Source organism: Klebsiella sp. P1954 (genome assembly GCF_018199955.1).
Taxonomy (GTDB): Bacteria; Pseudomonadota; Gammaproteobacteria; order Enterobacterales; family Enterobacteriaceae; genus Klebsiella; species Klebsiella pneumoniae.
Map to the genome: position 1 here is coordinate 1518805 of NZ_CP073373.1, position 24321 is coordinate 1543125.

The 24321-nt window shown below is 59.4% G+C and carries 20 protein-coding genes and 2 pseudogenes; 16 read left to right on the top strand and 6 right to left on the bottom strand.

Going from position 1 to position 24321, the window contains the following annotated elements:
* Positions 1 to 20: 20 nt before the first annotated feature.
* The gene (locus KB890_RS07435) at positions 21 to 956 is read right to left on the bottom strand and encodes a transketolase family protein (protein ID WP_020323965.1); all 936 of its coding nucleotides are present in this window, start codon (positions 954 to 956) and stop codon (positions 21 to 23) included.
* Positions 949 to 1779, bottom strand: coding sequence for a transketolase (locus tag KB890_RS07440; protein WP_020323967.1), 831 nt, complete (start codon positions 1777 to 1779; stop codon positions 949 to 951). The genes KB890_RS07435 and KB890_RS07440 overlap by 8 nt, the downstream gene beginning before the upstream one ends.
* A 374-nt stretch (positions 1780 to 2153) precedes the next feature.
* Here KB890_RS07440 and KB890_RS07445 point away from each other — a divergent pair, with 374 nt between their 5' ends.
* From KB890_RS07445 to KB890_RS07490, 10 genes and pseudogenes are all read left to right on the top strand, one after another.
* Positions 2154 to 3104, top strand: coding sequence for a sugar-binding transcriptional regulator (locus KB890_RS07445; protein ID WP_002893602.1), 951 nt, complete (start codon positions 2154 to 2156; stop codon positions 3102 to 3104).
* Between the two features lie 349 nt (positions 3105 to 3453).
* Complete coding sequence (locus KB890_RS07450) at positions 3454 to 4974, top strand: FGGY family carbohydrate kinase (protein ID WP_004183330.1); 1521 nt, start codon at positions 3454 to 3456, stop codon at positions 4972 to 4974.
* Positions 4975 to 5133: 159 nt separating this feature from the next.
* Positions 5134 to 6069, top strand: coding sequence for a D-ribose ABC transporter substrate-binding protein (locus tag KB890_RS07455; RefSeq protein ID WP_012737614.1), 936 nt, complete (start codon positions 5134 to 5136; stop codon positions 6067 to 6069).
* A 43-nt stretch (positions 6070 to 6112) separates the two neighbouring features.
* Positions 6113 to 6322, top strand: a pseudogene (locus tag KB890_RS07460) (DUF2291 family protein); the annotation flags it as partial.
* Between the two features lie 56 nt (positions 6323 to 6378).
* A protein-coding gene (locus tag KB890_RS07465; RefSeq protein ID WP_095033700.1) for an IS1-like element IS1B family transposase occupies positions 6379 to 7076 on the top strand; the annotation gives its coding sequence in 2 pieces (ribosomal slippage) (positions 6379 to 6628 and positions 6628 to 7076; 699 coding nt in all).
* A 17-nt stretch (positions 7077 to 7093) separates the two neighbouring features.
* A pseudogene (locus tag KB890_RS07470) lies at positions 7094 to 7510 on the top strand (DUF2291 family protein); the annotation flags it as partial.
* Between the two features lies 1 nt (position 7511).
* Positions 7512 to 9056, top strand: a complete 1545-nt coding sequence (locus tag KB890_RS07475) for a sugar ABC transporter ATP-binding protein (RefSeq protein WP_002893593.1) — start codon at positions 7512 to 7514, stop codon at positions 9054 to 9056.
* Positions 9057 to 9073: 17 nt separating this feature from the next.
* Positions 9074 to 10141 (top strand): ABC transporter permease, encoded by a 1068-nt coding sequence (locus KB890_RS07480; RefSeq protein ID WP_002893591.1) that lies wholly within the window; start codon positions 9074 to 9076, stop codon positions 10139 to 10141.
* A 60-nt stretch (positions 10142 to 10201) separates the two neighbouring features.
* Entirely contained in the window at positions 10202 to 10999 is a 798-nt protein-coding gene (locus tag KB890_RS07485; RefSeq protein WP_004176929.1) for an SDR family oxidoreductase, read from the top strand.
* A gap of 200 nt (positions 11000 to 11199) precedes the next feature.
* Positions 11200 to 11985: an SDR family oxidoreductase gene (locus tag KB890_RS07490; protein ID WP_020324256.1), complete on the top strand. Its 786-nt coding sequence runs from the start codon at positions 11200 to 11202 to the stop codon at positions 11983 to 11985.
* A gap of 52 nt (positions 11986 to 12037) precedes the next feature.
* Here the strand turns inward: KB890_RS07490 and KB890_RS07495 are convergent, their stop codons facing one another.
* Positions 12038 to 12643, bottom strand: a complete 606-nt coding sequence (locus tag KB890_RS07495) for a glutathione S-transferase (RefSeq protein ID WP_020324258.1) — start codon at positions 12641 to 12643, stop codon at positions 12038 to 12040.
* Between the two features lie 253 nt (positions 12644 to 12896).
* Here KB890_RS07495 and KB890_RS07500 point away from each other — a divergent pair, with 253 nt between their 5' ends.
* Complete coding sequence (locus KB890_RS07500; protein WP_020324259.1) at positions 12897 to 13790, top strand: LysR substrate-binding domain-containing protein; 894 nt, start codon at positions 12897 to 12899, stop codon at positions 13788 to 13790.
* On the opposite strand, the gene KB890_RS07505 is transcribed toward KB890_RS07500, so the two are convergent.
* Positions 13787 to 15043, bottom strand: a complete 1257-nt coding sequence (locus KB890_RS07505) for a mechanosensitive ion channel family protein (RefSeq protein ID WP_020324255.1) — start codon at positions 15041 to 15043, stop codon at positions 13787 to 13789. The two genes, KB890_RS07500 and KB890_RS07505, sit on opposite strands and share 4 nt — an antisense overlap.
* A gap of 224 nt (positions 15044 to 15267) precedes the next feature.
* On the opposite strand from KB890_RS07505, the gene ivy reads away from it, so the two are divergent.
* Positions 15268 to 15714 carry an Ivy family C-type lysozyme inhibitor gene (gene ivy / locus KB890_RS07510; protein ID WP_020324260.1) on the top strand — a complete coding sequence of 149 codons (447 nt, stop codon included), beginning with the start codon at positions 15268 to 15270 and terminating at the stop codon, positions 15712 to 15714.
* Between the two features lie 45 nt (positions 15715 to 15759).
* On the opposite strand, the gene betT is transcribed toward ivy, so the two are convergent.
* Positions 15760 to 17793: a choline BCCT transporter BetT gene (gene betT / locus KB890_RS07515; RefSeq protein WP_004142478.1), complete on the bottom strand. Its 2034-nt coding sequence runs from the start codon at positions 17791 to 17793 to the stop codon at positions 15760 to 15762.
* A gap of 128 nt (positions 17794 to 17921) precedes the next feature.
* On the opposite strand from betT, the gene betI reads away from it, so the two are divergent.
* Genes betI through betA form a run of 3 tightly spaced genes read left to right on the top strand, consistent with a single transcriptional unit; the run spans position 17922 to position 21673 of the window.
* Complete coding sequence (gene betI / locus KB890_RS07520; protein WP_004151671.1) at positions 17922 to 18509, top strand: transcriptional regulator BetI; 588 nt, start codon at positions 17922 to 17924, stop codon at positions 18507 to 18509.
* A gap of 13 nt (positions 18510 to 18522) precedes the next feature.
* Positions 18523 to 19995, top strand: coding sequence for a betaine-aldehyde dehydrogenase (gene betB, locus KB890_RS07525; RefSeq protein WP_004178943.1), 1473 nt, complete (start codon positions 18523 to 18525; stop codon positions 19993 to 19995).
* Between the two features lie 13 nt (positions 19996 to 20008).
* Positions 20009 to 21673, top strand: a complete 1665-nt coding sequence (gene betA, locus KB890_RS07530) for a choline dehydrogenase (protein WP_004142489.1) — start codon at positions 20009 to 20011, stop codon at positions 21671 to 21673.
* A gap of 120 nt (positions 21674 to 21793) precedes the next feature.
* On the opposite strand, the gene KB890_RS07535 is transcribed toward betA, so the two are convergent.
* Positions 21794 to 22489, bottom strand: a complete 696-nt coding sequence (locus KB890_RS07535) for a GNAT family N-acetyltransferase (protein WP_002893466.1) — start codon at positions 22487 to 22489, stop codon at positions 21794 to 21796.
* Positions 22490 to 22694: 205 nt separating this feature from the next.
* Here KB890_RS07535 and KB890_RS07540 point away from each other — a divergent pair, with 205 nt between their 5' ends.
* Positions 22695 to 24263, top strand: a complete 1569-nt coding sequence (locus KB890_RS07540; protein ID WP_004142499.1) for an ABC transporter substrate-binding protein — start codon at positions 22695 to 22697, stop codon at positions 24261 to 24263.
* Positions 24264 to 24321 lie beyond the last annotated feature (58 nt).

Below are 24321 nucleotides of genomic sequence, written 5' to 3' on the forward strand. Positions count from 1 at the left end.
CGGTTTTAGACGGCGAAAAATCAGCGCATTTTCTGCGCCAGCTCCGCGACGGAAGCGGCATCGAAACCGTGGTGTTTACGCAGCCAGCCGCGATCTGCCGCCGCCGCATACTCACCATCCGGGATCCCCAGACGTTTGAGCGGGATACCCACCCCAGCCTCAGCCAATACTTCCGCCACCAGGCTGCCCAGCCCGCCGTTGACGTTATGCTCTTCGACGGTGATCACCGAGCCGCACGGCCGGAGTGCCGCCAGCAGCGCCGCGGTATCGCAGGGTCGGATCGACGGCACGCTGACCACTTTCGCCTGGATACCGAGGTCGGCAAGCTGCTGCGCCGCCTCCACCACCTCATGCACCGTCGAACCGGTGGCCACCAGCGCGACGTCCTCGCCTTCGCGCAGGGTCAACACGGCGCCGGGAACAAAGCGATACGACTCGTCAAGCAGCTCCGGCAGCGCCTTGCCATCGAGACGAATATAGACCGGGCCCTGATAAGCAAGGGCATAGTCGATGATCTGTCGACATTCGCACGGCGTGGAGGGGGCGAAGATCTGGATATTGCCGAAGCCGCGCATCACCGCCAGGTCATCAATTGAATGGTGGGTGCTGGCCAGCGGACCGTAGCTGGCCCCGGCGTTTAGGCCAAACAGCTTGACGTTGGTGTTGTTGTAACAGACATCCACTTTGATTTGCTCATTGGCCCGCGAGATAAGAAACGGCGCGGCATTACAGGTCACCGCCACTTTTCCGCCCAGCGCCAGACCGGCGGCGGTGCCGACCATGCTCTGCTCGGCGATGCCGACGTTCACCAGCCGGCCGGGGAACTGTTTAATAAACGGCGCGATTTTGGCCGTTGACGTGGAGTCGGCTACCACCGGCACCAGATCGACGCCGCGCTCCACGGCGGCCATAAAGGCTTCGACCATGACGTTAGCCAGGTGTTCTGCATTACTCATCTTTCAGTTCCTCCAGTGCCAGTGCAATTTCTTCGCCTTTCGGCACCCGGTGGTGCCACTCCGGGCGCCCCTGGATAAAGGAAATACCGGCACCTTTCGTGGTGTTGGCAATAATAACGTTGGGTTTACCTTCCTGCTTCAGCCCCTCGATGGCCGAGATCACCGAGGCCATGTCGTTCCCCTCGCATTCGCTGACCGCCATGCCGAAGGCGCGCCATTTGTCGGCCAGCGGATCGGTATTCATGATTTCCCGCGTCGGCCCGGCCAGCTGGAGATTGTTCTTATCATTAATAATGACCAGGTTATCCAGACCGTAGTGCGCCGCCGCCAGGGCGGCTTCCCAGTTACTGCCTTCCGCCAGTTCGCCGTCGCCGGTGATCAAAAAAATGCGGCGGGTGCTGTTGCTTTTCTTCGCGGCCAGCGCCAGCCCCACCGCAACAGGCAAACCGTGGCCCAGCGCGCCGGTGTTGAGCTCGATGCCCGGCGTTTTCTGCCGCACCGGGTGGCCGGGGAGATGGGAATTGGCATGCTGGTAGGTCTCCAGCCACTCGACCGGGAAGAAGCCGGCTTCCGCCAGGACGCAGTAGTAGCAGCCCACGGCGTGGCCTTTCGACTGGATGTAGATATCGCGCTGCGGGTCGTCGAGCCGGTCCGGCGCGACGTTAAGGACGCGGAAATAGAGCGCGGTTAACAGTTCGACCTGCGAAAGGTCAGCCCCGGTGTGGCCGCCGGCCGGACTATTGGCGTTTAAGCGCACAATATGGCGCCGCACCGCGCGGGCTTTACGCTCCAGCGTCTGAATATCATATCTGTAGGGATTCATTTCACACCTCTGAATTTATTTTCAGCATGGAATATTTATTCCAGCAAGGACTAAAAAAACCAGATATCCCTATGCCGGGTGGTAAGCCTTCTGCCACAGCGCCCTACTCAGGAACATTCTGCCTCCCGCTCCAGGCGAAGCCCGGATAAACACATTGACTCGAAATCGCCTTGAATATATATTCAATAATGATTCTTTATTCGATTATGGCCTGGCTGTTTTGTTTTTGTCCATAGTCGATTTTGAGGATTGGCAAAAGTTAGACGCCTGTCACACTTAAGTCTGATTTTTTTTCGCGTATGATAAAAGTCACTACGATAATGGCTGCAGCTAACCGCCTGAAGAAAGGCGATAAATGATTTTCGAGGATTAATATGGCTAAGCAGGATGAACAACGGCTATTGGTTAAGATTGCCACGCTTTACTATCTGGAAGGACGAAAGCAGTCTGATATCGCCCAACTTCTCTCGCTGTCTCAGTCATTTGTCTCCCGCGCCATTACCCGCTGCCAGAAAGAAGGCGTCGTCAAGATCAGCGTCGTTCAGCCGTCCAACATCTTTCTGAAGCTCGAAAAAGGGCTTGAGGATCGCTACGGCCTTAAGCAGGCGGTGGTGGTGGATACCGAGGAAGAGGCCAGCGATCATACCATCAAGCGGGCGATTGGCTCCGCCGCCGCCCACTATCTGGAAACCCGGCTGCGGCCAAAAGATCTGATTGGCGTCTCCTCGTGGAGCTCAACCATTCGCGCGATGGTCGATGAAGTTCATGCGCAAAACCTGAAAGCCAGCGGCGTGATCCAACTGCTCGGCGGCGTCGGGCCAAACGGTAACGTGCAAGCGACGATTCTTACCCAGACCCTCGCCCAGCGCCTGAATTGCGACGCCTGGCTGCTGCCGTCACAGAGCATCGAAGGATCCATGGAGGAGCGCAACCGGCTGCTGGCCAGCAAAGACGTCGCTGACGTGGTGTCGCGCTTTGATGAAGTGGATATCGCCATCGTCGGCATCGGCATTCTCGAACCCTCTCAACTGCTGAAAACCTCCGGTAACTACTATCACGAAGATATGCTGCAGGTGCTGGCGGCGCGCGGCGCGGTGGGTGATATCTGCCTGCACTACTACGACAAAAACGGCCATCCGGTGTTACGCGATGATGAAGATCCGGTGATCGGTATGGCGCTGGAGAAGGTCAAAAAATGCCCGAACGTGGTCGCGCTGGCCGGCGGTACCGACAAAGTCGCGGCCATCAAAGGCGCCCTCACCGGCGGCTACATTGATGTTTTAATCACCGATTACCCTACCGCTCGCATGCTGGTTAGCGACTAACCTGCCGCGCTGCTTTTCCTCTCTGCCGCCCTGACGTGCTTTTTTAGCTTCAGGGCTGGCTCTGTTAATACATTTAAATTCAATCAGTTAATCAACCACTCCAGCCGCCTATCGCCGCTTTCGCCGATCGGCGAAATGTGATTGCCAGCACAATTGATGATTTTTCCGGTAGCCCGTCACCGGGTTTGTGGCTTAAGGTATCAAATAAATAATCACTATCGAATATATATTCAGTGATTAAAAAGATGATAATGAAATGTCACAACATGGCCTGCACAGACGCAGGAGACGGTGGGAGATATTCCTCGTCTTCGCGGTTCCAGGACACCGAGTGACCGAGGAGAGCACGATGCAGGCGACAGCAAAAGAGTTCATCATTGCCCTGGATGAAGGCACCACCAACGCCAAAGCGGTGGTGCTGGATAGCCGGGGCAAAGTTATCGTCAAATTCTCGCAGCCGCTGGCGATCCAAACGCCGCGCGACGGCTGGGTGGAGCAATCGGGCGAAGCGCTGGTTACCGCCTCACTGACGGTGATCGCCAGCGCGGTGGCCCACGTTGGCGCGGAAAACGTCGCCGCGCTGGCCATCAGCAACCAGCGGGAAACCGCCATCGGCTGGTATCGCGACAGCGGCGAACCGATTAACGCGGCCATTACCTGGCAATGCACCCGCAGCGCCGCGTTCTGCGACACACTGCGTCACGATCGTCAGGAACAGCACATTAAGCGTGCCACCGGCCTGCCAATCGCCCCGCTGTTCTCGGCCTCCAAAATGCGCTGGCTGCTGGATGCGACTGTCGATGGCCACCTGCGCGCCGAACGCGGTGAGATATGCCTCGGCACCATCGACAGCTGGCTGCTGTGGAATCTGACTGCTGGAGAAGCCTTCTGCTGCGACTACTCCAATGCCGCCCGCACCCAGCTGCTGAACCTGCACCGCGGCGAGTGGGACGACGAGATGCTGGCGCTGTTCGGCATTCCGCGCGCGGCGTTGCCGGACATTAAACCATCGAGCGGCCTCTTCGGCCATACCAAAGGACTGGCCGCCATTCCGGACGGTATTCCGATCATGTCGATGATCGGCGACTCCCACGCGGCACTGTTCGGCCACGCGCTCGGCGAGGCAGGCTGCGTCAAAGCCACCTACGGCACCGGCTCTTCGGTCATGGCCCCGGTCAAATCGGCGCAGTGCGATATCGACGCGCTGGCGACCACTGTCGCCTGGCACGATGGCGACCAGCTGGTGTGGGGCCTGGAAGGGAATATTCCTCACACCGGCGATGCCGTCGCCTGGATGGCGGACAGCACCGGACTGAGCGAACTCTCTGCCGCCGAGCTGGCCCATGAGCTGAATACCCTCCCCGCCTCCGTCGATTCAACCCTCGGGGTCTACTTCGTGCCGGCGCTGACCGGTCTTGGCGCGCCCTGGTGGGACGACAGCGCCCGCGGCGTGATTTGCGGCCTGAGTCGCGGGGTGAAACGCGCGCATCTGATCCGTGCGGCGCTGGAGTCCATCACCTATCAGATAGCCGACGTGGTGGTGGCGATGCGTCAGCATGAGGAGTTCACCCTGACGGCGTTGATGGTGGACGGCGGGCCGACCAACAATGACTGGCTGATGCAATACCAGGCCGATCTGCTCGGCTGCCCGGTGATGCGCAGCGACGTGCCGGAGCTGTCCGCCATCGGCGCGGCGTTGCTGGCGCGCAAAGCGCTCCATCCGGGGTCGACCGCCGATCTGCAGGCCTTCTTAACCGAACACAGCACCTTTCAGCCCGACATGGCCCGCCACCAGCGTTTACAAACGCGCTGGCAGGAGTGGCGCCATGCGGTCGACCGAACATTATGGAAACCGGACTCGCCAGCCTGACCGCCAGACTGCGCGACGACACGCATTCACTTATCACAGGAGAAACCCGGCCCATAACGATATCGCTATCCCCGAATACATCAGGGGAAATTTCAGACCGTAAAAGCCTGCCCGCTCAGGGGCTCATTTGTTCGAATATAAAAATACAGGAACAGAGTCATGAAATTACGTTTAACTCTTTTAACCGCTGCGACCCTGACTGCCTTCACCTTTGCCGCGCACGCCGCGGAGAAAGGCACCATTATGATCATGGTCAACTCGCTGGATAACCCGTATTACGCCTCGGAAGCCAAAGGCGCCAGCGAAAAAGCGCAAGCTCTCGGCTACAAAACCACCGTGCTGTCCCATGGCGAAGATGTCAAAAAGCAGAATGAGCTTATCGACACCGCAATTGGTAAAAAAGTGCAGGGCATTATTCTCGATAACGCTGACTCCACCGCCAGCGTCGCCGCCATTGAAAAAGCCAAAAAAGCGGGCATTCCGGTGGTCTTAATTAACCGCGAAATTCCGGTTGATGATGTGGCGCTGGAACAAATTACCCACAATAACTTCCAGGCCGGCTCTGAGGTCGCCAACGTCTTCGTCGAGAAAATGGCGGAGAAAGGCAAATACGCCGAGCTGACCTGCAACCTCGCCGATAATAACTGCGTCACCCGTTCTAAATCTTTCCATCAGGTCATTGACCAGTATCCGGATATGGTCAGCGTGGCGAAACAGGATGCCAAAGGCACCCTGATCGACGGCAAGCGCATTATGGACAGCATTCTGCAGGCTCACCCGGACGTGAAAGGCGTCATCTGTGGCAACGGGCCGGTAGCCCTCGGCGCGATTGCGGCGCTGAAAGCGGCCAACCGTAGCGATGTGATCGTCGTCGGCATCGACGGCAGCAACGATGAGCGCGACGCCGTGAAAGCCGGCACCCTGCAGGCAACCGTGATGCTGCAGGCGCAGGCCATCGCCGCTCAGGGCGTCACCGATCTGGATAACTACCTGCAAAAAGGTGAGAAGCCGGCGAAGCAGCGCGTGATGTTCCGCGGCATTCTGATTACTCAGGATAACGCCGATAAAGTCCAGGATTTCAACATTAAGTCCTGAGTTCGGGTGGTTGCGCCCCTGCGGGGGCGCAGAGGAGAGCATTATGTTTAAGAAAACCTGTCTGACGCTGGCCGTACTGGCGCTAGGGGGCTGTCGCATCGTCTCGCAGCAGGAGCTGGCAGACCTGAAATCCCCGCCCAACCCGCATATGGCGAATATGGATAAAACCTGGCAGCAGAGCATCGTACCGCAGGTGGTGACGAAAGCGCGTCCGGCGGCGGAACTAATGAGCGCGCTCAAGGCGGCAAAAGACAGGTGATGCTGCCAACTTACTGATTTAGTGTATGATGGTGTTTTTGAGGTGCTCCAGTGGCTTCTGTTTCTATCAGCTGTCCCTCCTGTTCAGCTACTGACGGGGTGGTGCGTAACGGCAAAAGCACCGCCGGACATCAGCGCTATCTCTGCTCTCACTGCCGTAAAACATGGCAACTGCAGTTCACTTACACCGCTTCTCAACCCGGTACGCACCAGAAAATCATTGATATGGCCATGAATGGCGTTGGATGCCGGGCAACCGCCCGCATTATGGGCGTTGGCCTCAACACGATTTTCCGCCATTTAAAAAACTCAGGCCGCAGTCGGTAACCTCGCGCATACAGCCGGGCAGTGACGTCATCGTCTGCGCGGAAATGGACGAACAGTGGGGATACGTCGGGGCTAAATCGCGCCAGCGCTGGCTGTTTTACGCGTATGACAGGCTCCGGAAGACGGTTGTTGCGCACGTATTCGGTGAACGCACTATGGCGACGCTGGGGCGTCTTATGAGCCTGCTGTCACCCTTTGACGTGGTGATATGGATGACGGATGGCTGGCCGCTGTATGAATCCCGCCTGAAGGGAAAGCTGCACGTAATCAGCAAGCGATATACGCAGCGAATTGAGCGGCATAACCTGAATCTGAGGCAGCACCTGGCACGGCTGGGACGGAAGTCGCTGTCGTTCTCAAAATCGGTGGAGCTGCATGACAAAGTCATCGGGCATTATCTGAACATAAAACACTATCAATAAGTTGGAGTCATTACCCAAAAGACATTGATAGCGCCTGTAAAACCCTCGGCTACCGTGCGCAGGATGAAAACCCCTGCATCTTCTACGTCAAGGTTTCAGGTACCGTCAGCAAACTCGATACCGCCTCGCGCAGCGGCAAAATGACCTTGACCGACGCCAGCGTCGGGAAGGTGACGGTGCAGATTGGCCCTACCCTGCGCGGCACCCAGCTGCGCGACGGCTACAGCGGCGCCAGCTATCAGGACTTTAATGACCAGGTGCTGTTCGGCGAGTACAGCAAGAATATCAACAGTCAGGCGGTCAAAATGATTCAGACAGCCAACGTCAAAACCGGCGACAGCGTGGAGGTGTACGGCGTCTTCTCGGCCTGGGATATTCCACAAACTCTCCCGGAAATTACCCCGGCGAAAATCATTCATGCAGGGGGACAATAATATGGCGCCGCACGATCTCGTCGCTCCCCAGCCCGTTGAGTCCGAAGTGATTATCGAAACCCGCGGCCTGTCGCGCGTCTATCCCGGCGTAACCGCCCTGGATAATGTCAATTACCGGGTCTATCGAAATAAGGTCAACGTGCTGATCGGAGAAAATGGTGCGGGTAAATCCACCATGATGAAAATGCTTGCCGGCGTTGAAACGCCCTCCTCCGGGCAAATTATCCTCGATGGTGAAGCGGTTTCATTACAGTCGACGCATCAGGCAGAAAAACTGGGCATCAGTATTATTTTTCAGGAACTGAATTTATTTCCCAATATGAATGTGATGGACAACATCTTCATGGCGAATGAATTCTTTCAGAAAGGACGCATTAACGAAAAATACCAGTACGCGCTGGCCAAATCGCTGCTGGAACGGCTGGAGCTGGATGTCGATCCTTACGCTCCGCTGGGTGAACTCGGTATCGGCCACCAGCAGTTAGTCGAGATTGCCCGCGCCCTGTCGAAAGACACCCGGGTGCTGATCATGGACGAGCCCACCTCGGCGCTGAGCCAGTCTGAGGTCAAAGTGCTGTTCAAGGTGATCGCGCAGCTTAAACGCCGCGGCGTGACCATCATCTATATCTCGCATCGCCTCGAAGAGCTGATGGAGATTGGCGACAACATCACCATTTTCCGCGACGGCCGTTTTATCAGCGAGCGTCACGTCAGCGACGCCAGCGTACCGTGGATCATCGAGCAGATGGTCGGTGATAAGAAAAAACACTTTGATTATCAACCGGCGCCGAAAGGCGACGCAGTGCTTGACGTCAAGGGGCTGACCGCGCTGCATCCGAGCGGCGGCTACAAACTTAATGACGTCACCTTCACCCTCAGCAAAGGCGAAGTGATCGGTATTTACGGCCTGCTGGGCGCCGGGCGCACCGAGCTGTTTAAAGGCCTGGTCGGCTTGATGCCCTGCCAGCGCGGCGAGGTGCATCTTAACGGCGAAAGCATCGGCAAATCTCGCTTTCAACAGCGCCTGAAAAAGGGGCTGGCGCTGGTGCCGGAGGACCGTCAGGGCGAAGGCGTGGTGCAGATGATGTCGATTCAGGCCAACATGACGCTCTCTGATTTCAGCCTGCAGGGGTTCCGCCGCGCCTGGCGCTGGTTGAACCCGCAGAAAGAAGAGTCCTGCGTGAAAGAGATGATCCAGCAGCTGGCGATCAAGGTCAGCGACGCCACATTGCCCATCACCTCGCTGAGCGGCGGCAATCAACAAAAAGTGGTGCTGGGTAAAGCGCTGATGACCCAGCCGCAGGTGGTGTTCCTCGACGAACCGACGCGCGGCATCGACGTCGGCGCGAAAACCGACGTCTATCACCTGATCGGCAAAATGGCTCAGCAGGGGCTGGCGGTGATGTTCTCATCTTCGGAACTGGATGAGGTGATGGCCCTGGCCGACCGCATCCTGGTGATGGCCGATGGCCGCATTACCGCCGATTTACCGCGCCATGCGGTGACCCGCGAACAGTTAATCGCGGCTTCAACACCTCAAGATTAATCAGGCTGGAATCCATCATGAACCAGAAATATATGATTTATATGTACCTGCTGAAGGCCCGCACCTTTATCGCCCTCCTGCTGGTGATCGCGTTCTTCAGCGTGATGGTACCCAATTTCCTGACCGCCTCTAACCTGCTGATCATGACCCAGCACGTGGCGATCACCGGCCTGCTGGCCATCGGCATGACGCTGGTCATTCTCACCGGCGGCATTGATTTGTCCGTCGGCGCGGTAGCGGGGATCTGCGGCATGGTGGCGGGTGCGCTGCTGACCAACGGCCTGCCGCTGTGGAACGGCGATATCCTCTTCTTTAATGTCCCGGAGGTGATCCTCTGCGTGGCGATCTTCGGTGTGCTGGTCGGCCTGGTCAACGGCGCGGTGATCACCCGCTTCGGCGTGGCGCCGTTTATCTGCACCTTAGGCATGATGTACGTCGCCCGCGGCTCCGCGCTGCTGTTTAACGACGGGAGCACCTACCCGAATCTCAACGGCATGGAAGCGCTGGGCAACACCGGTTTCGCCACCCTCGGCTCCGGCACCCTGCTCGGCGTCTATCTGCCGATCTGGCTGATGATCGGCTTCCTCGTGCTGGGCTACTGGCTGACCACTAAAACGCCGCTTGGCCGCTACATCTACGCCATCGGCGGCAATGAGTCTGCCGCCCGCCTCGCCGGCGTGCCGATCGTGAAAGCGAAAATATTCGTCTATGCCTTCTCCGGCCTGTGCGCGGCGTTTGTCGGCCTGATCGTCGCATCACAGCTGCAAACCGCGCACCCGATGACCGGCAACATGTTTGAGATGGACGCCATCGGCGCCACCGTGCTCGGCGGTACCGCGCTGGCCGGCGGCCGCGGCCGGGTGACCGGGTCAATTATCGGCGCCTTCGTCATCGTCTTCCTTGCCGACGGCATGGTGATGATGGGCGTCAGCGACTTCTGGCAGATGGTGATTAAAGGCGTGGTGATTGTCACCGCTGTGGTCGTCGACCAGTTCCAGCAGAAGCTGCAGAGCAAGGTCATCCTGATGCGCCGCCACGAGGAAAAACTGGCCGCCATCCCCCCCAACGGCGCCACCTCCAGCTAACCGGCAACGATTCACATCTTCCGCCGGGCCTGGTGCCCGGCTCAGCGAAAGGGAAAAAATATGCAACGAGATTTCCAGAACAAAACGGTGGTGATCACCGGCGCCTGCCGCGGCATCGGCGCAGGCATTGCCGAGCGCTTTGCCCGCGACGGCGCAAACCTGGTGATGGTCTCCAACGCCGAGCGCGTTCACGAGACCGCCGAAACGCTGCGTCAGCGCTATCAGGCGGATATTTTATCGCTGCGGGTCGATGTGACCGACGAAGCGCAGGTGCAGTCGCTGTATGAGCAGGCCGCCGCCCGCTTCGGCACCATCGACGTCTCCATTCAGAACGCCGGGGTGATCACCATCGATTACTACGACCGGATGCCAAAAGCCGATTTCGAAAAAGTGCTGGCGGTCAACACCACCGGCGTGTGGCTGTGCTGCCGCGAGGCGGCCAAATATATGGTGAAACAGAATCACGGCAGCCTGATCAACACCTCTTCCGGCCAGGGGCGACAGGGTTTTATCTACACGCCGCACTACGCCGCCAGCAAAATGGGCGTGATCGGCATTACCCAAAGCCTGGCGCACGAGCTGGCACCGTGGAACATCACCGTCAACGCCTTCTGCCCCGGCATCATTGAGAGCGAGATGTGGGATTACAACGACCGCGTGTGGGGCGAAATTCTCAGCACCGAGCAGAAGCGCTACGGCAAGGGCGAACTGATGGCGGAATGGGTCGAAGGGATCCCAATGAAACGCGCCGGTAAGCCGGAAGACGTGGCCGGGCTGGTGGCCTTCCTCGCCTCCGACGACGCGCGCTATCTCACCGGGCAGACCATCAATATCGATGGCGGTTTGATTATGTCGTAATCCCCCGCGGTTAGCGGGCCCCATCGCCCGAATAAGGCGTCCCGCATTGGCGCTACCACTCCGGGACGGCCCCCCGGTGGCGCTACGCTTACCGGGGTTACGTAACACCGCCGAAAGGTAGCCCGGATAAGGCGCGGCGCACCACCATCCGGGAAGCCAGGCTCCCGACGTTCGACACTATATTGAAGAGAATAATCATTATGATCGGTAAAGACTTTGCACAACACCTATTTAGCCTGCGGGATCGCGTCGCCTTCGTCACCGGCGCCGGCAGCGGCATCGGACAGACCATCGCCTGCAGCCTCGCCAGCGCGGGTGCACGGGTAGTCTGTTTTGATCTTCGCAACGACGGCGGGCTGGCGGAAACGGTCAGCCATATTGAATCCATCGGCGGTCAGGCTTGCTCTTATAACGGCGATGTCCGCCAGATTGCCGACCTGCGCGCCGCCGTCGCGCTGGCCAAAAGCCGCTATGGCCGCCTCGATATCGCCGTTAACGCCGCCGGGATCGCCAACGCCAATCCGGCCCTGGAGATGGAGAGCGAGCAATGGCAGCGGGTGATCGATATCAATCTCACTGGCGTATGGAACTCCTGCAAAGCGGAAGCGGAACTGATGCTGGAGTCCGGCGGCGGGTCGATTATCAATATCGCCTCGATGTCGGGGATTATTGTTAACCGCGGCCTCGACCAGGCGCATTACAACTGCTCCAAAGCCGGCGTGATCCATCTGTCGAAAAGCCTGGCGATGGAGTGGGTGGGCAAAGGGATCCGCGTCAATTCCATCAGTCCGGGATATACCGCCACGCCGATGAATACCCGTCCGGAGATGGTGCACCAGACCCGCGAGTTTGAAAGCCAGACGCCGATGCAGCGGATGGCGAAGGTGGAAGAGATGGCCGGCCCGGCGCTGTTCCTCGCCAGCGACGCCGCCTCGTTCTGCACCGGCGTAGACCTGGTGGTCGACGGCGGGTTTGTCTGCTGGTGATCCTCTCCTGCTTCAGGGCGCCACGCTGCGGCGCCCCTCTCCACCCCTGCCGTTAACCCAGCGGATACTGTTGAAACGCCGGCAGCGCCTCCCCCTTCTCCGCCAGCGCGCGAATATGTGGAAACTCAGCTGCCGACACCACCGCCGGGATCATCAACTGGATAAAGGACCAGACCACCGTGCTGGTGACCAGCACCTGATCCGGCTGCGCGGCGGCGGCGCGGTCTGCCAGCCGGGCGTCCCACTCCCGACAGGCGGCCAGCAGCTGGCCGGTCACCCGGGCTATCCACGGCTGATGCTGCTTCTCTTCCGGCCGCAGACGGTGCTCATAAACAAGCTGGACCGCTTTTTCACAGGCGGCGAGGATCACCCCCAGCAGGTGCAGATCGCGGGCCAGCGCCTCGGGATGCGCGGGAAGCAGCCGGCGCCCGGCCGGATTGGTCGTTTCGAAATAGTGGAGGATCAGCGTGGAGTCCATCAGCTGCGTCCCGTTATCGAGCACCACCGTCGGCGCCTTGACCACCGGATTAATGCGGGAAAATTCGTCAAAGCCGCTAAAGACCGATAGCGGCAGGCTCTCGAATTCCACGCCATAGAGCGCCAGAGAAACCGCCACGCGTCTTACATAAGGTGAATCCATCATACCAATGAGTTTCATCGTCACTCCTGCCTGCGATAAAGGGGTTGCGGCTTTACCTTACTGGAAAACCGAGGCCGCGAATATCACGGGATACTTACCGCAATGGTTAGTCAAACTAACAGATTGGCGACTCGCTGTAGCCCTCCACTCCCCCTTGTGCTATACCGACTGAGGCGGCATTTGGCTCCTTTTCAGCCTGTTTGCAGCGGCTTTAAAAGCCGCTAACCCGGTAGTAACGTTAACGTATCGACTCACTGACAGAGAAACCACCATGGCAGATTTTCCCCCTGTCGCCAGCCTGCGCAGCTTTGAAGCGGTGGCGCGCCTCGGCAGCGTGACGCAGGCCGCCCACGAGTTGAGCGTGACCCATTCGGCGGTCAGCCAGCACATCAAACAGCTGGAAGCCCTGGTCGGCGTCACGCTCTTTATCCGCCACGGCCGCGGAGTGCGCATCACGGAAGAAGGACGGCTCTATGCCCTGCAAATCCGCGAGGCGTTACAGCACATCGCCGACGCCACGCGCATGGTGCAGATCAAACCCCGCACCCTGGAAGTGACCCTGGCGACGATCCCCTCCTTTGGCTGCCACTGGCTGCTGCCGCGGCTGGCGCGCTTTCAGGCGCGGCATCCGCAGATCGCGGTGCGCCTGCTGACCAGCCTGGCGGTGGTTAACCTGCAACAGGAGGGTATCGATCTGGCCATTCGCATGGGGCAAGGCGATTGGGAGGGAATGGAAAGTCGGCATCTGTTTGCCGATGAACAGCTGGTGGTCGCCGCCCCCGGCTATCGCGGCGGTAACCTGCCGACCACCCCGCAGGCGATCGCCGCCAGCGATATTATTTTTTCCATGGAGTCCTGGAACGCCTGGTGCAGCCAGGCGGGGCTGGAAAAGCCGATCGTCCCCGCAGGCCTGCGCCTGAACGACTCCAATCTGGTGCTGGAGGCGGTCCGCCTGGGGGCCGGCGTGGCGCTGGAGCGGCGCTCCCTGGTGGCGGGGGCGATAGCCCGCGGCGAGCTGGTGCAGCTCACCGCCGTCACCGTCCCCTACCCCTGGCACTACTGGCTAACCGTCTCCCCGCAGGCGGAGAACCGGCCGGAAGTCGCCCGGTTCATCGCCTGGCTGGAGGAGGAGATCGCCCTCTGGCGCCAGCAGATCAGCGCTTAGCCTTCGGCCGACGGCGGCAGGCCCGTCCGGGCGGCGTGCTCCTGGGAGAGACGCCAGAAATCGTGCCCGGCGGGATACTGATAGAGGCGCAGGGAAAACTGTCCGGCCACCGCGGTAATGTACTCAAATATCGCCGACTGGGTGTTTTCGTAGTCTTTCCACAGCGTTGAGGAGGTGAAGCAGTAAATCTCCAACGGAATGCCCGAGGGCGACGGTTTCAGCGTTCTCGCCACAATGTACATCTGCTTAATAATATCCGGCCGCTCGGCGAGATAGTGCATCAGATAGTGGCGAAACAGGGTCAGGTTGGTCAGCCCGTTATCGATAAACCAGCGGTCGGCCACGCCGCCGGGATCCCGGCCGTCAAGCAGCGTGCCCAAAGGCTCACTCACCCCGCGGATGGTCAGCATCGAGGAGAGCATCTCCTGGTCGAGAAAACGCACCGAGTGTTGATCGATGGCGATACTGCGCATGATCCGCCGCGCCCCGGAGGAGAACATCGCCTGCCAGTTGGTATAGGTCTCGGTGAGGAAATTCTTGGTCGGGATACGGGAGATGGTATTGTCCCAGTTGCGGATGGTAATGGTGTGCAGCGCGATATCCGTCACCTCACCGCTGAGGTTCTTGTCAGGCATTTCAATCCAGTCCCCCAGCTGGAGCACGTCGTTGGACGACAGCTGAACGTTCGCCACCAGCGACAGCAGAGTATGCTGGAACACGATCATCAGTACCGCCGCCACGGCCCCCAGACTGGAGATAATAATGATCGGCGATTTGTTCGACATCACGGCGAGGATCATAATCGCCGCCAGGATGTGGACTAAGATTTTGCCTATCTGGATATAGCCCTTAATGGAATGATTTTTACGTTTGGTCTTTCGCAGATAGGAGCTGTTGACAATATCCAGCATCTCGTTGAAAAACACCGACATAAAAATAAAAAACAAGATCCCGCAGATAGTATTAATCGCCGTCACCAGCGATGCCGGCATCGCCGGCATAAACTGCAGAACGTAATAGACGATAATAACCGGAATGAAATTGGACAGTTTTTCGGCGATACGTCGATCCTTCTCCAGCGGCACATCCTGTTTGTGGCTACTAAAGAAGACCTTACGCACCACTTTAATCAGCAAGAACTTGCATAAAAGATGGGCAAATATGCCGGAGAGCAGCAGCAGAATAAGATTAAACCCCACCGCCAGCGCCGGATTACTCTCAATAAACGTCAGTAGATGATTCACATACGCCATGCTTTATCGCCTGAATAACTATGCCACTTCGCTAACTGCTTTATCCCAAGGGCATATATTTGGAAAATAAATCAATCCGCATCATGGCATATCGCTTAGCGTAACGTCCATGCGCGCACCGCTTCTAATCATTCACAGAAAATATGTCAGAGTTTGCATTAATCATTCTCTACGCTCACTATAAAGAGGCTTGTTATGAGGACGGAATAAGTCCAGGAGGAAACATGTTTAAAGCTCTTACCGCTATCGTCGCCTTAGCCGCCTCCGCCAGCGTTATGGCGCAAGGCGATGTCACGCTGAACAGTCTGGCTCAAGATGCCGCCACCCGGGCGTCGTTTAACCAGATGGTCAAAGGCCATCAGCTGCCCGCCTGGGTGACCACCGGCGGCACCGGTTCGCCCGCGCAGACGGTGAAACTGGGTAGCGAATCCTGGCAGGTGTTAAGCGCCTGCAAACCCCACGACTGCGGCCATGAACGTATCGCGGTGATCTGGTCGGAAAAAAGCAAACAGATGTCCGGCGTTTACTCGGTGGTCGATGAAAAAACCGACCAGGAGAAGCTGACCTGGCTTAACGTCAGCGATGCCCTGTCCATCGATGGCAAAACCGTGCTGTTTGCCGCCCTCAGCGGCAGCCTCGACAACCATCCGGACGCCTTTAACTACCAGTAACGACCATCGCCCCCGTCAGCCTTTCCCCGACGGGGGCTTCCCTGATTAGCCATCCGGGAACATCACGCTGTTCCCCGGCGCTTCCCGATGCAGATGGATAAAGTTCAGGTGCCGCTCGTACTGGTCGAGAATATCGGTGATCACCTGCTCTTTGCTGTAGTCCATCAGGTCGTTACCCTGACTGCCCTCCAGCAGGAAGGTCTCCAGCCGGTAATAGGTGGATTTCCCGCTGCGCGCCCGATAGGTAAAGCCCGGCACCGAGTACTGCTGCGGCCAGATCTTGTAGATAAAGTTCTGCTCGTCGCCCATGTGCACCAGCAGATCGAGGTGGCCAAGGTTCTCACCCTCTTCCGGCGGCAGGCTCTTCAGTTCCACCGCGGCGCCGCGCAGCCGCAGCTCCTGGGCCACCTCCTCCATCGCCGGGTAGCACACCGTCTCCATCATCAGTTTGGTATAGCGCGTGCCGGGGTAATTCATCAGCCGCGACAGGCGCTTCTTCCAGCTCAGACGATCCTGGAGGCCCATCGGGCGCGGGGCAGTGTCGCGGCTGGCGCTGACCCGACGGTAATCTTCCACTTTCAGAGATTTATACAGTCCGGCCATCACGAAGAAAATCACAAAGCTGAACGGCAGCCCCATGATCACCGTGGTGTTCTGCAGCGCCGAGATGCCGTTGGTCATCAGCATCCCGAGGGTCAACAGACCGATGGCCACCGACCAGAAGATGCGCAGCCAGTTCGGGGCGTCGCTGTTGATATCCTTCAGCTTCGAGGTGAAGTTCCCCAGCACCAGCGCGCCGGAGTCGGCGGAGGTAACGTAAAACAGCAGACCGGTGATGGTCGCCACCGACGCGCTAAAGGTAAACGCCGGATACTGCGCCAGCAGGCTGTAGAAGCCGCGCTCCGGGTGGGCCATCGCCTCCTGGGCAAAGGCCGCGTCGCCGTGGATGATCTCATACAGCGCGCTGTTGCCGAACACCGACAGCCACAGCAGGGTAAAGGTGAAGGGAATAATCAGGGTGCCCATCACAAACTGGCGGATGGTGCGCCCGCGCGAAATGCGCGCCAGGAACAGGCCCACAAACGGCGACCAGGCCACCCACCACGCCCAGAAAAAGAGCGTCCAGTTGTTCATCCATTCCACCGGCCGGTCGAAGGCGAAGCTGTTCAGCGTCATGCCCATAAAGCGATTGACGTAGTCGCCGACGTTGAGCACTAACGCATTGAGCAGGAAGGAGGTATCCCCCATGAACAGCACGAACAGGATCAGCCCCAGCGCGAGGGCGACGTTCAGCTCGGAGAGCACGCGGATGCCCTTGTCCACCCCGGAGGTGACCGAGATGGTGGCGATGATCACCGACAGCGCAATCAGGGCCGCTTTCGCCGCCAGCGAGTCCGGAATATCGAACAGCACGCTCAGACCGTAGTTGAGCTGCACGACGCCGATACCGAGGGTGGTGGCGATGCCGAAGATGGTGCCGATCACCGCCGCAATATCGACGCTGTGGCCGATGGGCCCATTGATCCGTTTGCCAAAAATCGGGTACAGCGCCGAGCGGATGGTGAGCGGCAAATTATAACGATAGCTAAAGTATCCCAGCGCCATGCCCATCAGGGCATACATTGACCAACCGGTTAAGCCATAGTGAAACAGGGTCCAGACCATCGCCTGGCGCGCCGCCTCGATGGTCTGCCCCGCCCCTTCCGGCGGCTGCATATATTGCGTCACCGGCTCGGCGACTGAGAAGAACATCAGGTCGATGCCGATGCCGGCGGCGAACAGCATCGCCGCCCAGCTCAGCAGGCTGAACTCGGGCTTTGACTGCTCCGGCCCGAGCTTCACCGAGCCGAAGCGCGAGCAGGCAATGCAGACGACGAAGACGATATACAGCGTCGCCGCCAGCAGATAGTACCAGCCGAAGGTTTTCGACACCCAGTCCAGGGTGCGCCCAATCCACTCGGCAGAAAAATCGCGAAAAAAGATCGTCATCAGGGAAAACAACAAAATCAGTCCGGCCGAGGTATAAAAAACCACCGGATTGATTTTGTCCTTTTCTCTGCTTTGCGAAAGATCTGTCATCCAGTATCCCCACTGTTTTTGTAACTATTAAAATCCAAATCCGCAACAATTAAGACACATTTTATATTGAACGTCCAATCAAAAACCGCTTTAATAGTTAACCAACGCTGATGAATGGAGTGGCAAAAATGCCCAAACTGGGGATGCAGCCGATCCGGCGCAGGCAGCTGATCGACGCCACGCTGGACGCAATAAATGAAGTCGGAATGCACGACGCGACCATCGCGCAGATTGCCCGGCGGGCGGGCGTATCGACGGGGATCATCAGTCACTATTTCAAAGACAAAAATGGTCTGCTGGAGGCGACCATGCGCGACATCACCAGCCAGCTGCGCGACGCGGTGCTCAACCGTCTGCACGCTCTGCCGGACGGCAGCGCCAGCCAGCGCCTGCAGGCGATTGTCGGCGGCAACTTTGATGAGACGCAGATCAGCAGCGCGGCGATGAAGGCCTGGCTGGCCTTTTGGGCCAGCAGCATGCACCAGCCGATGCTTTATCGGTTACAGCAGGTCAGCAGCCGTCGCCTGCTGTCGAACCTGGTGTACGAATTCCGCCGCGAGCTGCCGCGCGAGCAGGCGCAGGAGGCCGGCTACGGGCTGGCGGCGCTGATAGACGGCCTGTGGCTGCGGGCGGCGCTCAGCGGCAAACCGCTGGATAAAACGCTGGCGCAGTCGCTGACCAGCCACTTTATTCGTCAGCATTTACCGAACCCATAACCGAGGAGGCGTTATGTCCCGAATGGCAGAACAGCAGCTTTATATTAATGGTGGTTATACATCGGCCACCAGCGGTCGCACCTTCGAGACCATCAACCCTGCCACTGGCGAGGTGCTGGCGACCGTTCAGGCTGCCGGACGCGAGGATGTCGACCGCGCCGTCGAGAGCGCGCAGCGTGGGCAAAAAATCTGGGCGGCGATGACCGCCATGGAACGCTCGCGCATCCTGCGTCGCGCCGTCGACCTTCTGCGCCAGCGCAACGACGAGCTGGCGCGGCTGGAGACGCTGGATACCGGGAAACCCCTCAGCGAAACCGCCGCCGTCGATATCGTCACCGGCGCCGACGTGCTGGAGTATTACGCCGGATTGATCCCGGCGCTGGAAGGCAGCCAGATCCCGCTGCGCGACAGTTCCTTCGTCTACACCCGTCGCGAACCGCTGGGGGTGGTAGCCGGGATCGGCGCGTGGAACTACCCGATCCAGATCGCCCTGTGGAAATCGGCGCCAGCGCTGGCCGCTGGCAATGCGATGATTTTCAAACCGAGCGAAGTCACCCCGCTGACCGCCCTCAAGCTGGCGGAAATTTACAGCGAAGCGGGCCTGCCGGACGGGGTGTTTAACGTCCTGCCAGGGATCGGCGCGGAAACCGGCCAGTATCTGACCGAGCATCCGGACATCGCCAAAATCTCCTTCACCGGCGGCGTCGCCAGCGGCAAAAAAGTGATGGCCAACTCGGCCGCGTCATCACTGAAAGAGGTCACCATGGAGCTGGGCGGCAAATCGCCGCTGATTATCGCCGATGATGCCGACCTCGACCTCGCCGCCGATATTGCCATGATGGCCAACTTTTACAGCTCCGGTCAGGTCTGCACCAACGGCACCCGGGTATTTGTCCCGGCGAAACGGAAGGCGGAATTCGAGCACAAGATCCTCGAGCGGGTGGCCCGCATCCGCGCCGGCGATCTGTTTGCCGACGACACCAACTTCGGCCCGCTGGTCAGCTTCCCCCATCGCGACAACGTTCTGCGCTATATCGAGAGCGGCAAACGCGAAGGCGCGCGCCTGCTGTGCGGCGGCGAGGCGCTGAAAGGCGACGGTTTCGATAACGGCGCGTGGGTCGCCCCGACGGTGTTTACCGATTGCAGCGACGAGATGACCATCGTGCGCGAAGAGATCTTCGGCCCGGTGATGTCGATCCTCAGCTATGCCGACGAAGCGGAGGTCATTCGCCGCGCCAACGCCACCGAATACGGCCTCGCCGCCGGCGTGGTGACGCCCAACCTCAACCGCGCTCACCGAATTATCCACCAGCTGGAAGCCGGCATCTGCTGGATCAACAGCTGGGGGGAATCCCCGGCGGAAATGCCGGTTGGCGGCTACAAACACTCCGGCATTGGCCGCGAGAACGGCGTGATGACGCTGCAGAGTTACACCCAGGTGAAGTCCATCCAGGTTGAGATGGGTAAATTCCAGTCCATATTTTAACCGGGAGGTTTTTTTGCAATTTGACTACATCATTATTGGTGCCGGCTCCGCCGGCAACGTTCTGGCAACACGACTGACTGAAGATCCAAACACCACCGTCCTGCTGCTGGAAGCCGGCGGCCCTGACTACCGGTTCGATTTCCGCACCCAGATGCCCGCCGCGCTGGCTTATCCGCTGCAGGGCAAGCGCTACAACTGGGCCTACGAGACCGAACCTGAGCCGTACATGAACAATCGCCGCATGGAGTGCGGACGCGGCAAAGGGCTCGGCGGATCCTCGCTGATCAACGGCATGTGCTACATTCGCGGTAACGCGATGGATCTGGATAACTGGGCCAAAGAGCCGGGTCTGGAACACTGGAGCTATCTCGACTGCCTGCCCTACTACCGGAAAGCGGAAACCCGCGATATCGGGCCTAACGACTACCACGGCGGCGATGGCCCGGTGAGCGTGACGACGCCGAAGCCGGGCAATAATCCGCTCTTCGAGGCGATGGTTGAAGCCGGGGTGCAGGCGGGCTATCCGCGTACCGACGATCTCAACGGCTACCAGCAGGAAGGCTTTGGCCCGATGGACCGCACCGTGACGCCGCAGGGCCGTCGCGCCAGCACCGCCCGCGGCTATCTCGACCAGGCGCGCGGTCGCCCGAACCTGACCATCCGCACCCATGCGCTGACCGATCACATTATTTTTGCCGGCAAGCGCGCGGTGGGCGTCGAGTGGCTGGAGGGAGAGAGCACGATCCCGTCAAAAGCGACGGCCAACAAAGAGGTGCTGCTGTGCGCCGGGGCGATTGCCTCGCCGCAGATCCTGCAGCGCTCCGGAGTGGGTAACCCGGAGCTGCTCAGGCAGTTCGATATCCCGGTGGTGCACGATCTCCCCGGCGTGGGTGAGAACCTGCAGGACCATCTGGAGATGTATCTGCAGTACGAGTGCAAAGAGCCGGTATCGCTCTACCCGGCGCTACAGTGGTGGAACCAGCCGAAGATCGGCGCCGAGTGGCTGTTCGGCGGCACCGGCATCGGCGCCAGCAACCAGTTCGAAGCGGGCGGTTTTATCCGCAGCCGCGCAGAGTTCGCCTGGCCGAACATTCAGTACCACTTCCTGCCGGTGGCGATTAACTACAATGGCTCCAACGCGGTGAAAGAGCACGGCTTCCAGTGCCACGTCGGCTCGATGCGTTCGCCCAGCCGCGGCCACGTGCGCCTGAAGTCGCGCGACCCGCACGCCCATCCGGCGATCCTGTTTAACTATATGTCCCATGAGCAGGACTGGCAGGAGTTCCGCGACGCCATCCGCATTACCCGGGAGATCATGAACCAGCCGGCGCTGGATAAGTATCGCGGTCGCGAAATCAGTCCGGGAATAGAATGCCAGAGCGATGCCGAACTGGATGAGTTTGTGCGCAACCACGCCGAGACCGCGTTCCACCCGTGCGGGACCTGTAAGATGGGTTACGACGAGATGGCGGTGGTCGATGGCGAGGGCCGCGTCCACGGTCTGGAAGGATTGCGGGTGGTCGACGCCTCGATCATGCCGCAGATCATCACCGGCAACCTCAACGCCACCACCATTATGATCGGCGAGAAGATGGCCGACGCCATTCGCGGCCGCCAGCCGCTGCCGCGCAGCACCGCGACGTATTATGTCGCTGGCGACGCGCCGGTTCGCCGCTAACAGGTCAATGCCGGGCGGCGACTACGCCTTGCCCGGCCTACCCTGAGGCGATGTAACGTAGCCCCGGTAAGCGCAGCGCGACCGGGGTGCCGTTCCGGGTTTTGACCCCATAGGTTGATGTTAGCGAAACGCCTCCAGGCGCTTAATCTGCTGACCGTCGGCAGTAAAGTTCTCCGCCGCCAGCCACGCCCGCAGCGCCGCATCGCGCGCAGGCCACTCGCCGTCGATGATGGACAGCATATCGCTGTCGCGCGTCCGCCCTTTACGCACCAGCCTCTGCCGCAGACGTCCTTCCCAGCTAAAGCCCAGCCGCTCGGCGGCGCGGCGCGAGGCGACATTCATCGAATCGCATTTCCACTCCAGCCGACGATAGCCATGGTCAAAGCCGTTTTTGAGCAGCAGCCAGACCGCTTCGGTACCCAGCGGGGTGTTTTTCATCCGTCGCGACCAGGTGACATGGCCGATCTCAACCGTGCCCATTTCCCGCTCGATCGCCATATAGCTGACGATGCCCACCGCCTGCTCGCTACGCAGGTCAACCACCGCATACGGCACCAGAGCATCATCATTCACCTTGCCCGCGATCCAGTGGGCGGTCGCCGCCACGCTCTCCGGCCGCGTAGACGCCAGCCACGTCCAGTCGCTGTTGTCGCCGAGCGCATAGGCGGCAAACAGATCCGCCGCATGACGGTCAACGTCCAGCGGCTCCAGGCGGCAAAAACGGCCATTTAACGCTGTCCGCCGCAGGACTTGCGCCCCCTGCCAGCCAGGGACCAGGTCGTTCACCTGCTGGCCATACTCATTGATTTCCGGCACACCCACCTCCTCGCAATAGACAATGCGTTATAGCAAGAACCCCGCAGCGGAGAAAGGCGCTTCTGCGCGACCGGCAATAACCTGTCGTTCTTGAATATGCGTTTTTAGCATAAGGATATCCTTATTTTGACTTTACGCCTTATGGCAAGCGGCCTAACGTAGCGAGGCATAAAACAATAAAATAACCATTCTTCAGGGATTGCACATGACCAAAAAACTGTTGCCTTTACTGCTACTGTCGGCGCTCTCCGCCGCCGCGCATGCCGCCACGCCGCCCAACACGCTGGTGGTCGCCCAGGGTCTCGACGATATCGTCAGCCTCGACCCGGCGGAAGCGAACGAACTCTCCAGCATTCAGACGGTCCCCAGCCTCTATCAGCGTCTGGTGCAGCCCGACCGCAACAACCCTGAAAAAATCGTACCGATCCTCGCCGAAAGCTGGCAGGCCGATCCGGCGGCGAAAACCCTGACCATTAAACTGAAGCCGGATGCCAAATTCGCCTCCGGTAATCCGCTGCGCCCGGAAGATGTGATTTTCTCTTACACCCGCGCGGTGACGCTGAATAAATCGCCGGCGTTTATTCTCAACGTGCTCGGCTGGCAGCCGGACAACATCGCCAGCCAGCTGAAAAAGGTTGATGACCATACCCTGACGCTGCACTGGACCGCCGACGTCAGCCCGGCGGTGGCGCTGAATATTCTCTCCACCCCCATCGCCTCTATCGTTGATGAAAAACAGGTGGCGCCGAACGCGAAAAATAATGACTTCGGCAACGACTGGCTGAAGATGCACTCGGCGGGCAGCGGGGCCTATAAAATGCGCGTCTACCAGCCGCATCAGGCCATCGTGCTGGAGGCCAACGCCAGCTCCCCCACCGGCGCGCCGAAGATCAAGAGCATCATTATTAAAAACGTCCCCGACCCGGCTTCCCGCCGCCTGCTGATCCAGCAGGGGGATGCCGACGTGGCGCGCGATCTCGGCGCTGACCAGATTGCCGCCCTGCAGGATAAACCCGGCGTGAAGGTGCTGAGCATCCCGTCCGCCGAGCAGAACTACCTGGTGTTTAATACCGCCAACAGCGCCAACCCGCTGCTCAATAACCCGGCCTTCTGGGAGGCGGCGCGCTGGCTGGTCGATTATGAGGGCATCACCAAAAATCTGCTGAAAGGCCAGTACTTTATTCACCAAAGCTTCCTGCCGGCCGGCCTGCCGGGGGCGCTGGAGACTAATCCGTTCACCTTTGATCCGCAAAAAGCTAAGGCTATCCTCGATAAAGCGGGCATTAAGGATGCCCACTTCACCCTTGATGTGGAGAACAAACCGCCGTTTATCACCATCGCCCAATCGCTGCAGGCCAGCTTTGCCCAGGGCGGGGTGAAGGTGGATCTGCTACCCGCCGCCGGCAGCCAGGTCTATGCCCGGGTGCGCGCGAAGCAGCATCAGGCGGCGATCCGCCTGTGGATCCCGGACTACTTTGATGCCCACTCTAATGCCAGCGCCTTTGCCTGGAACGATGGTAAATCCAGCACCGTGGCCGGGCTCAACGGCTGGCAGATCCCTGAGCTGAATAAAGCCACCCTCGCCGCGGTGGCGGAGCCGGACCCAGCGAAACGCCTCGGCCTGTACAAAACGATGCAGGAAACCCTGCTCCAGCATTCGCCGTACGTCTTCATTGACCAGGGAAAAACCCAGATCGTGGTGCGTGACAACGTGAAGGGCTATCAGCAGGGACTGAACGCCGACATGGTCTGGTACGATAACGTGACCAAGTAAGCGGGTTTTGTCACCGGGTACGGCGGCCTTGTCTGCCCGGATGACCGACTCCTCACCC

Bases quoted from the DNA above. Each gene is read 5' to 3' on its own strand.
- KB890_RS07485 (WP_004176929.1), top strand. From the start codon at position 10,202: ATGCAACGAGATTTCCAGAACAAAACGGTGGTGATCACCGGCGCCTGC.
- KB890_RS07435 (WP_020323965.1), bottom strand. From the start codon at position 956: ATGAGTAATGCAGAACACCTGGCTAACGTCATGGTCGAAGCCTTTATG.
- betI (WP_004151671.1), top strand. From the start codon at position 17,922: ATGCCCAAACTGGGGATGCAGCCGATCCGGCGCAGGCAGCTGATCGAC.
- KB890_RS07495 (WP_020324258.1), bottom strand. From the start codon at position 12,643: ATGAAACTCATTGGTATGATGGATTCACCTTATGTAAGACGCGTGGCG.
- KB890_RS07455 (WP_012737614.1), top strand. From the start codon at position 5,134: ATGAAATTACGTTTAACTCTTTTAACCGCTGCGACCCTGACTGCCTTC.
- betT (WP_004142478.1), bottom strand. From the start codon at position 17,793: ATGACAGATCTTTCGCAAAGCAGAGAAAAGGACAAAATCAATCCGGTG.
- KB890_RS07440 (WP_020323967.1), bottom strand. From the start codon at position 1,779: ATGAATCCCTACAGATATGATATTCAGACGCTGGAGCGTAAAGCCCGC.
- KB890_RS07505 (WP_020324255.1), bottom strand. From the start codon at position 15,043: ATGGCGTATGTGAATCATCTACTGACGTTTATTGAGAGTAATCCGGCG.
- KB890_RS07480 (WP_002893591.1), top strand. From the start codon at position 9,074: ATGAACCAGAAATATATGATTTATATGTACCTGCTGAAGGCCCGCACC.
- KB890_RS07475 (WP_002893593.1), top strand. From the start codon at position 7,512: ATGGCGCCGCACGATCTCGTCGCTCCCCAGCCCGTTGAGTCCGAAGTG.
- KB890_RS07445 (WP_002893602.1), top strand. From the start codon at position 2,154: ATGGCTAAGCAGGATGAACAACGGCTATTGGTTAAGATTGCCACGCTT.
- KB890_RS07450 (WP_004183330.1), top strand. From the start codon at position 3,454: ATGCAGGCGACAGCAAAAGAGTTCATCATTGCCCTGGATGAAGGCACC.
- KB890_RS07500 (WP_020324259.1), top strand. From the start codon at position 12,897: ATGGCAGATTTTCCCCCTGTCGCCAGCCTGCGCAGCTTTGAAGCGGTG.
- KB890_RS07490 (WP_020324256.1), top strand. From the start codon at position 11,200: ATGATCGGTAAAGACTTTGCACAACACCTATTTAGCCTGCGGGATCGC.
- ivy (WP_020324260.1), top strand. From the start codon at position 15,268: ATGTTTAAAGCTCTTACCGCTATCGTCGCCTTAGCCGCCTCCGCCAGC.
- betB (WP_004178943.1), top strand. From the start codon at position 18,523: ATGTCCCGAATGGCAGAACAGCAGCTTTATATTAATGGTGGTTATACA.
- KB890_RS07540 (WP_004142499.1), top strand. From the start codon at position 22,695: ATGACCAAAAAACTGTTGCCTTTACTGCTACTGTCGGCGCTCTCCGCC.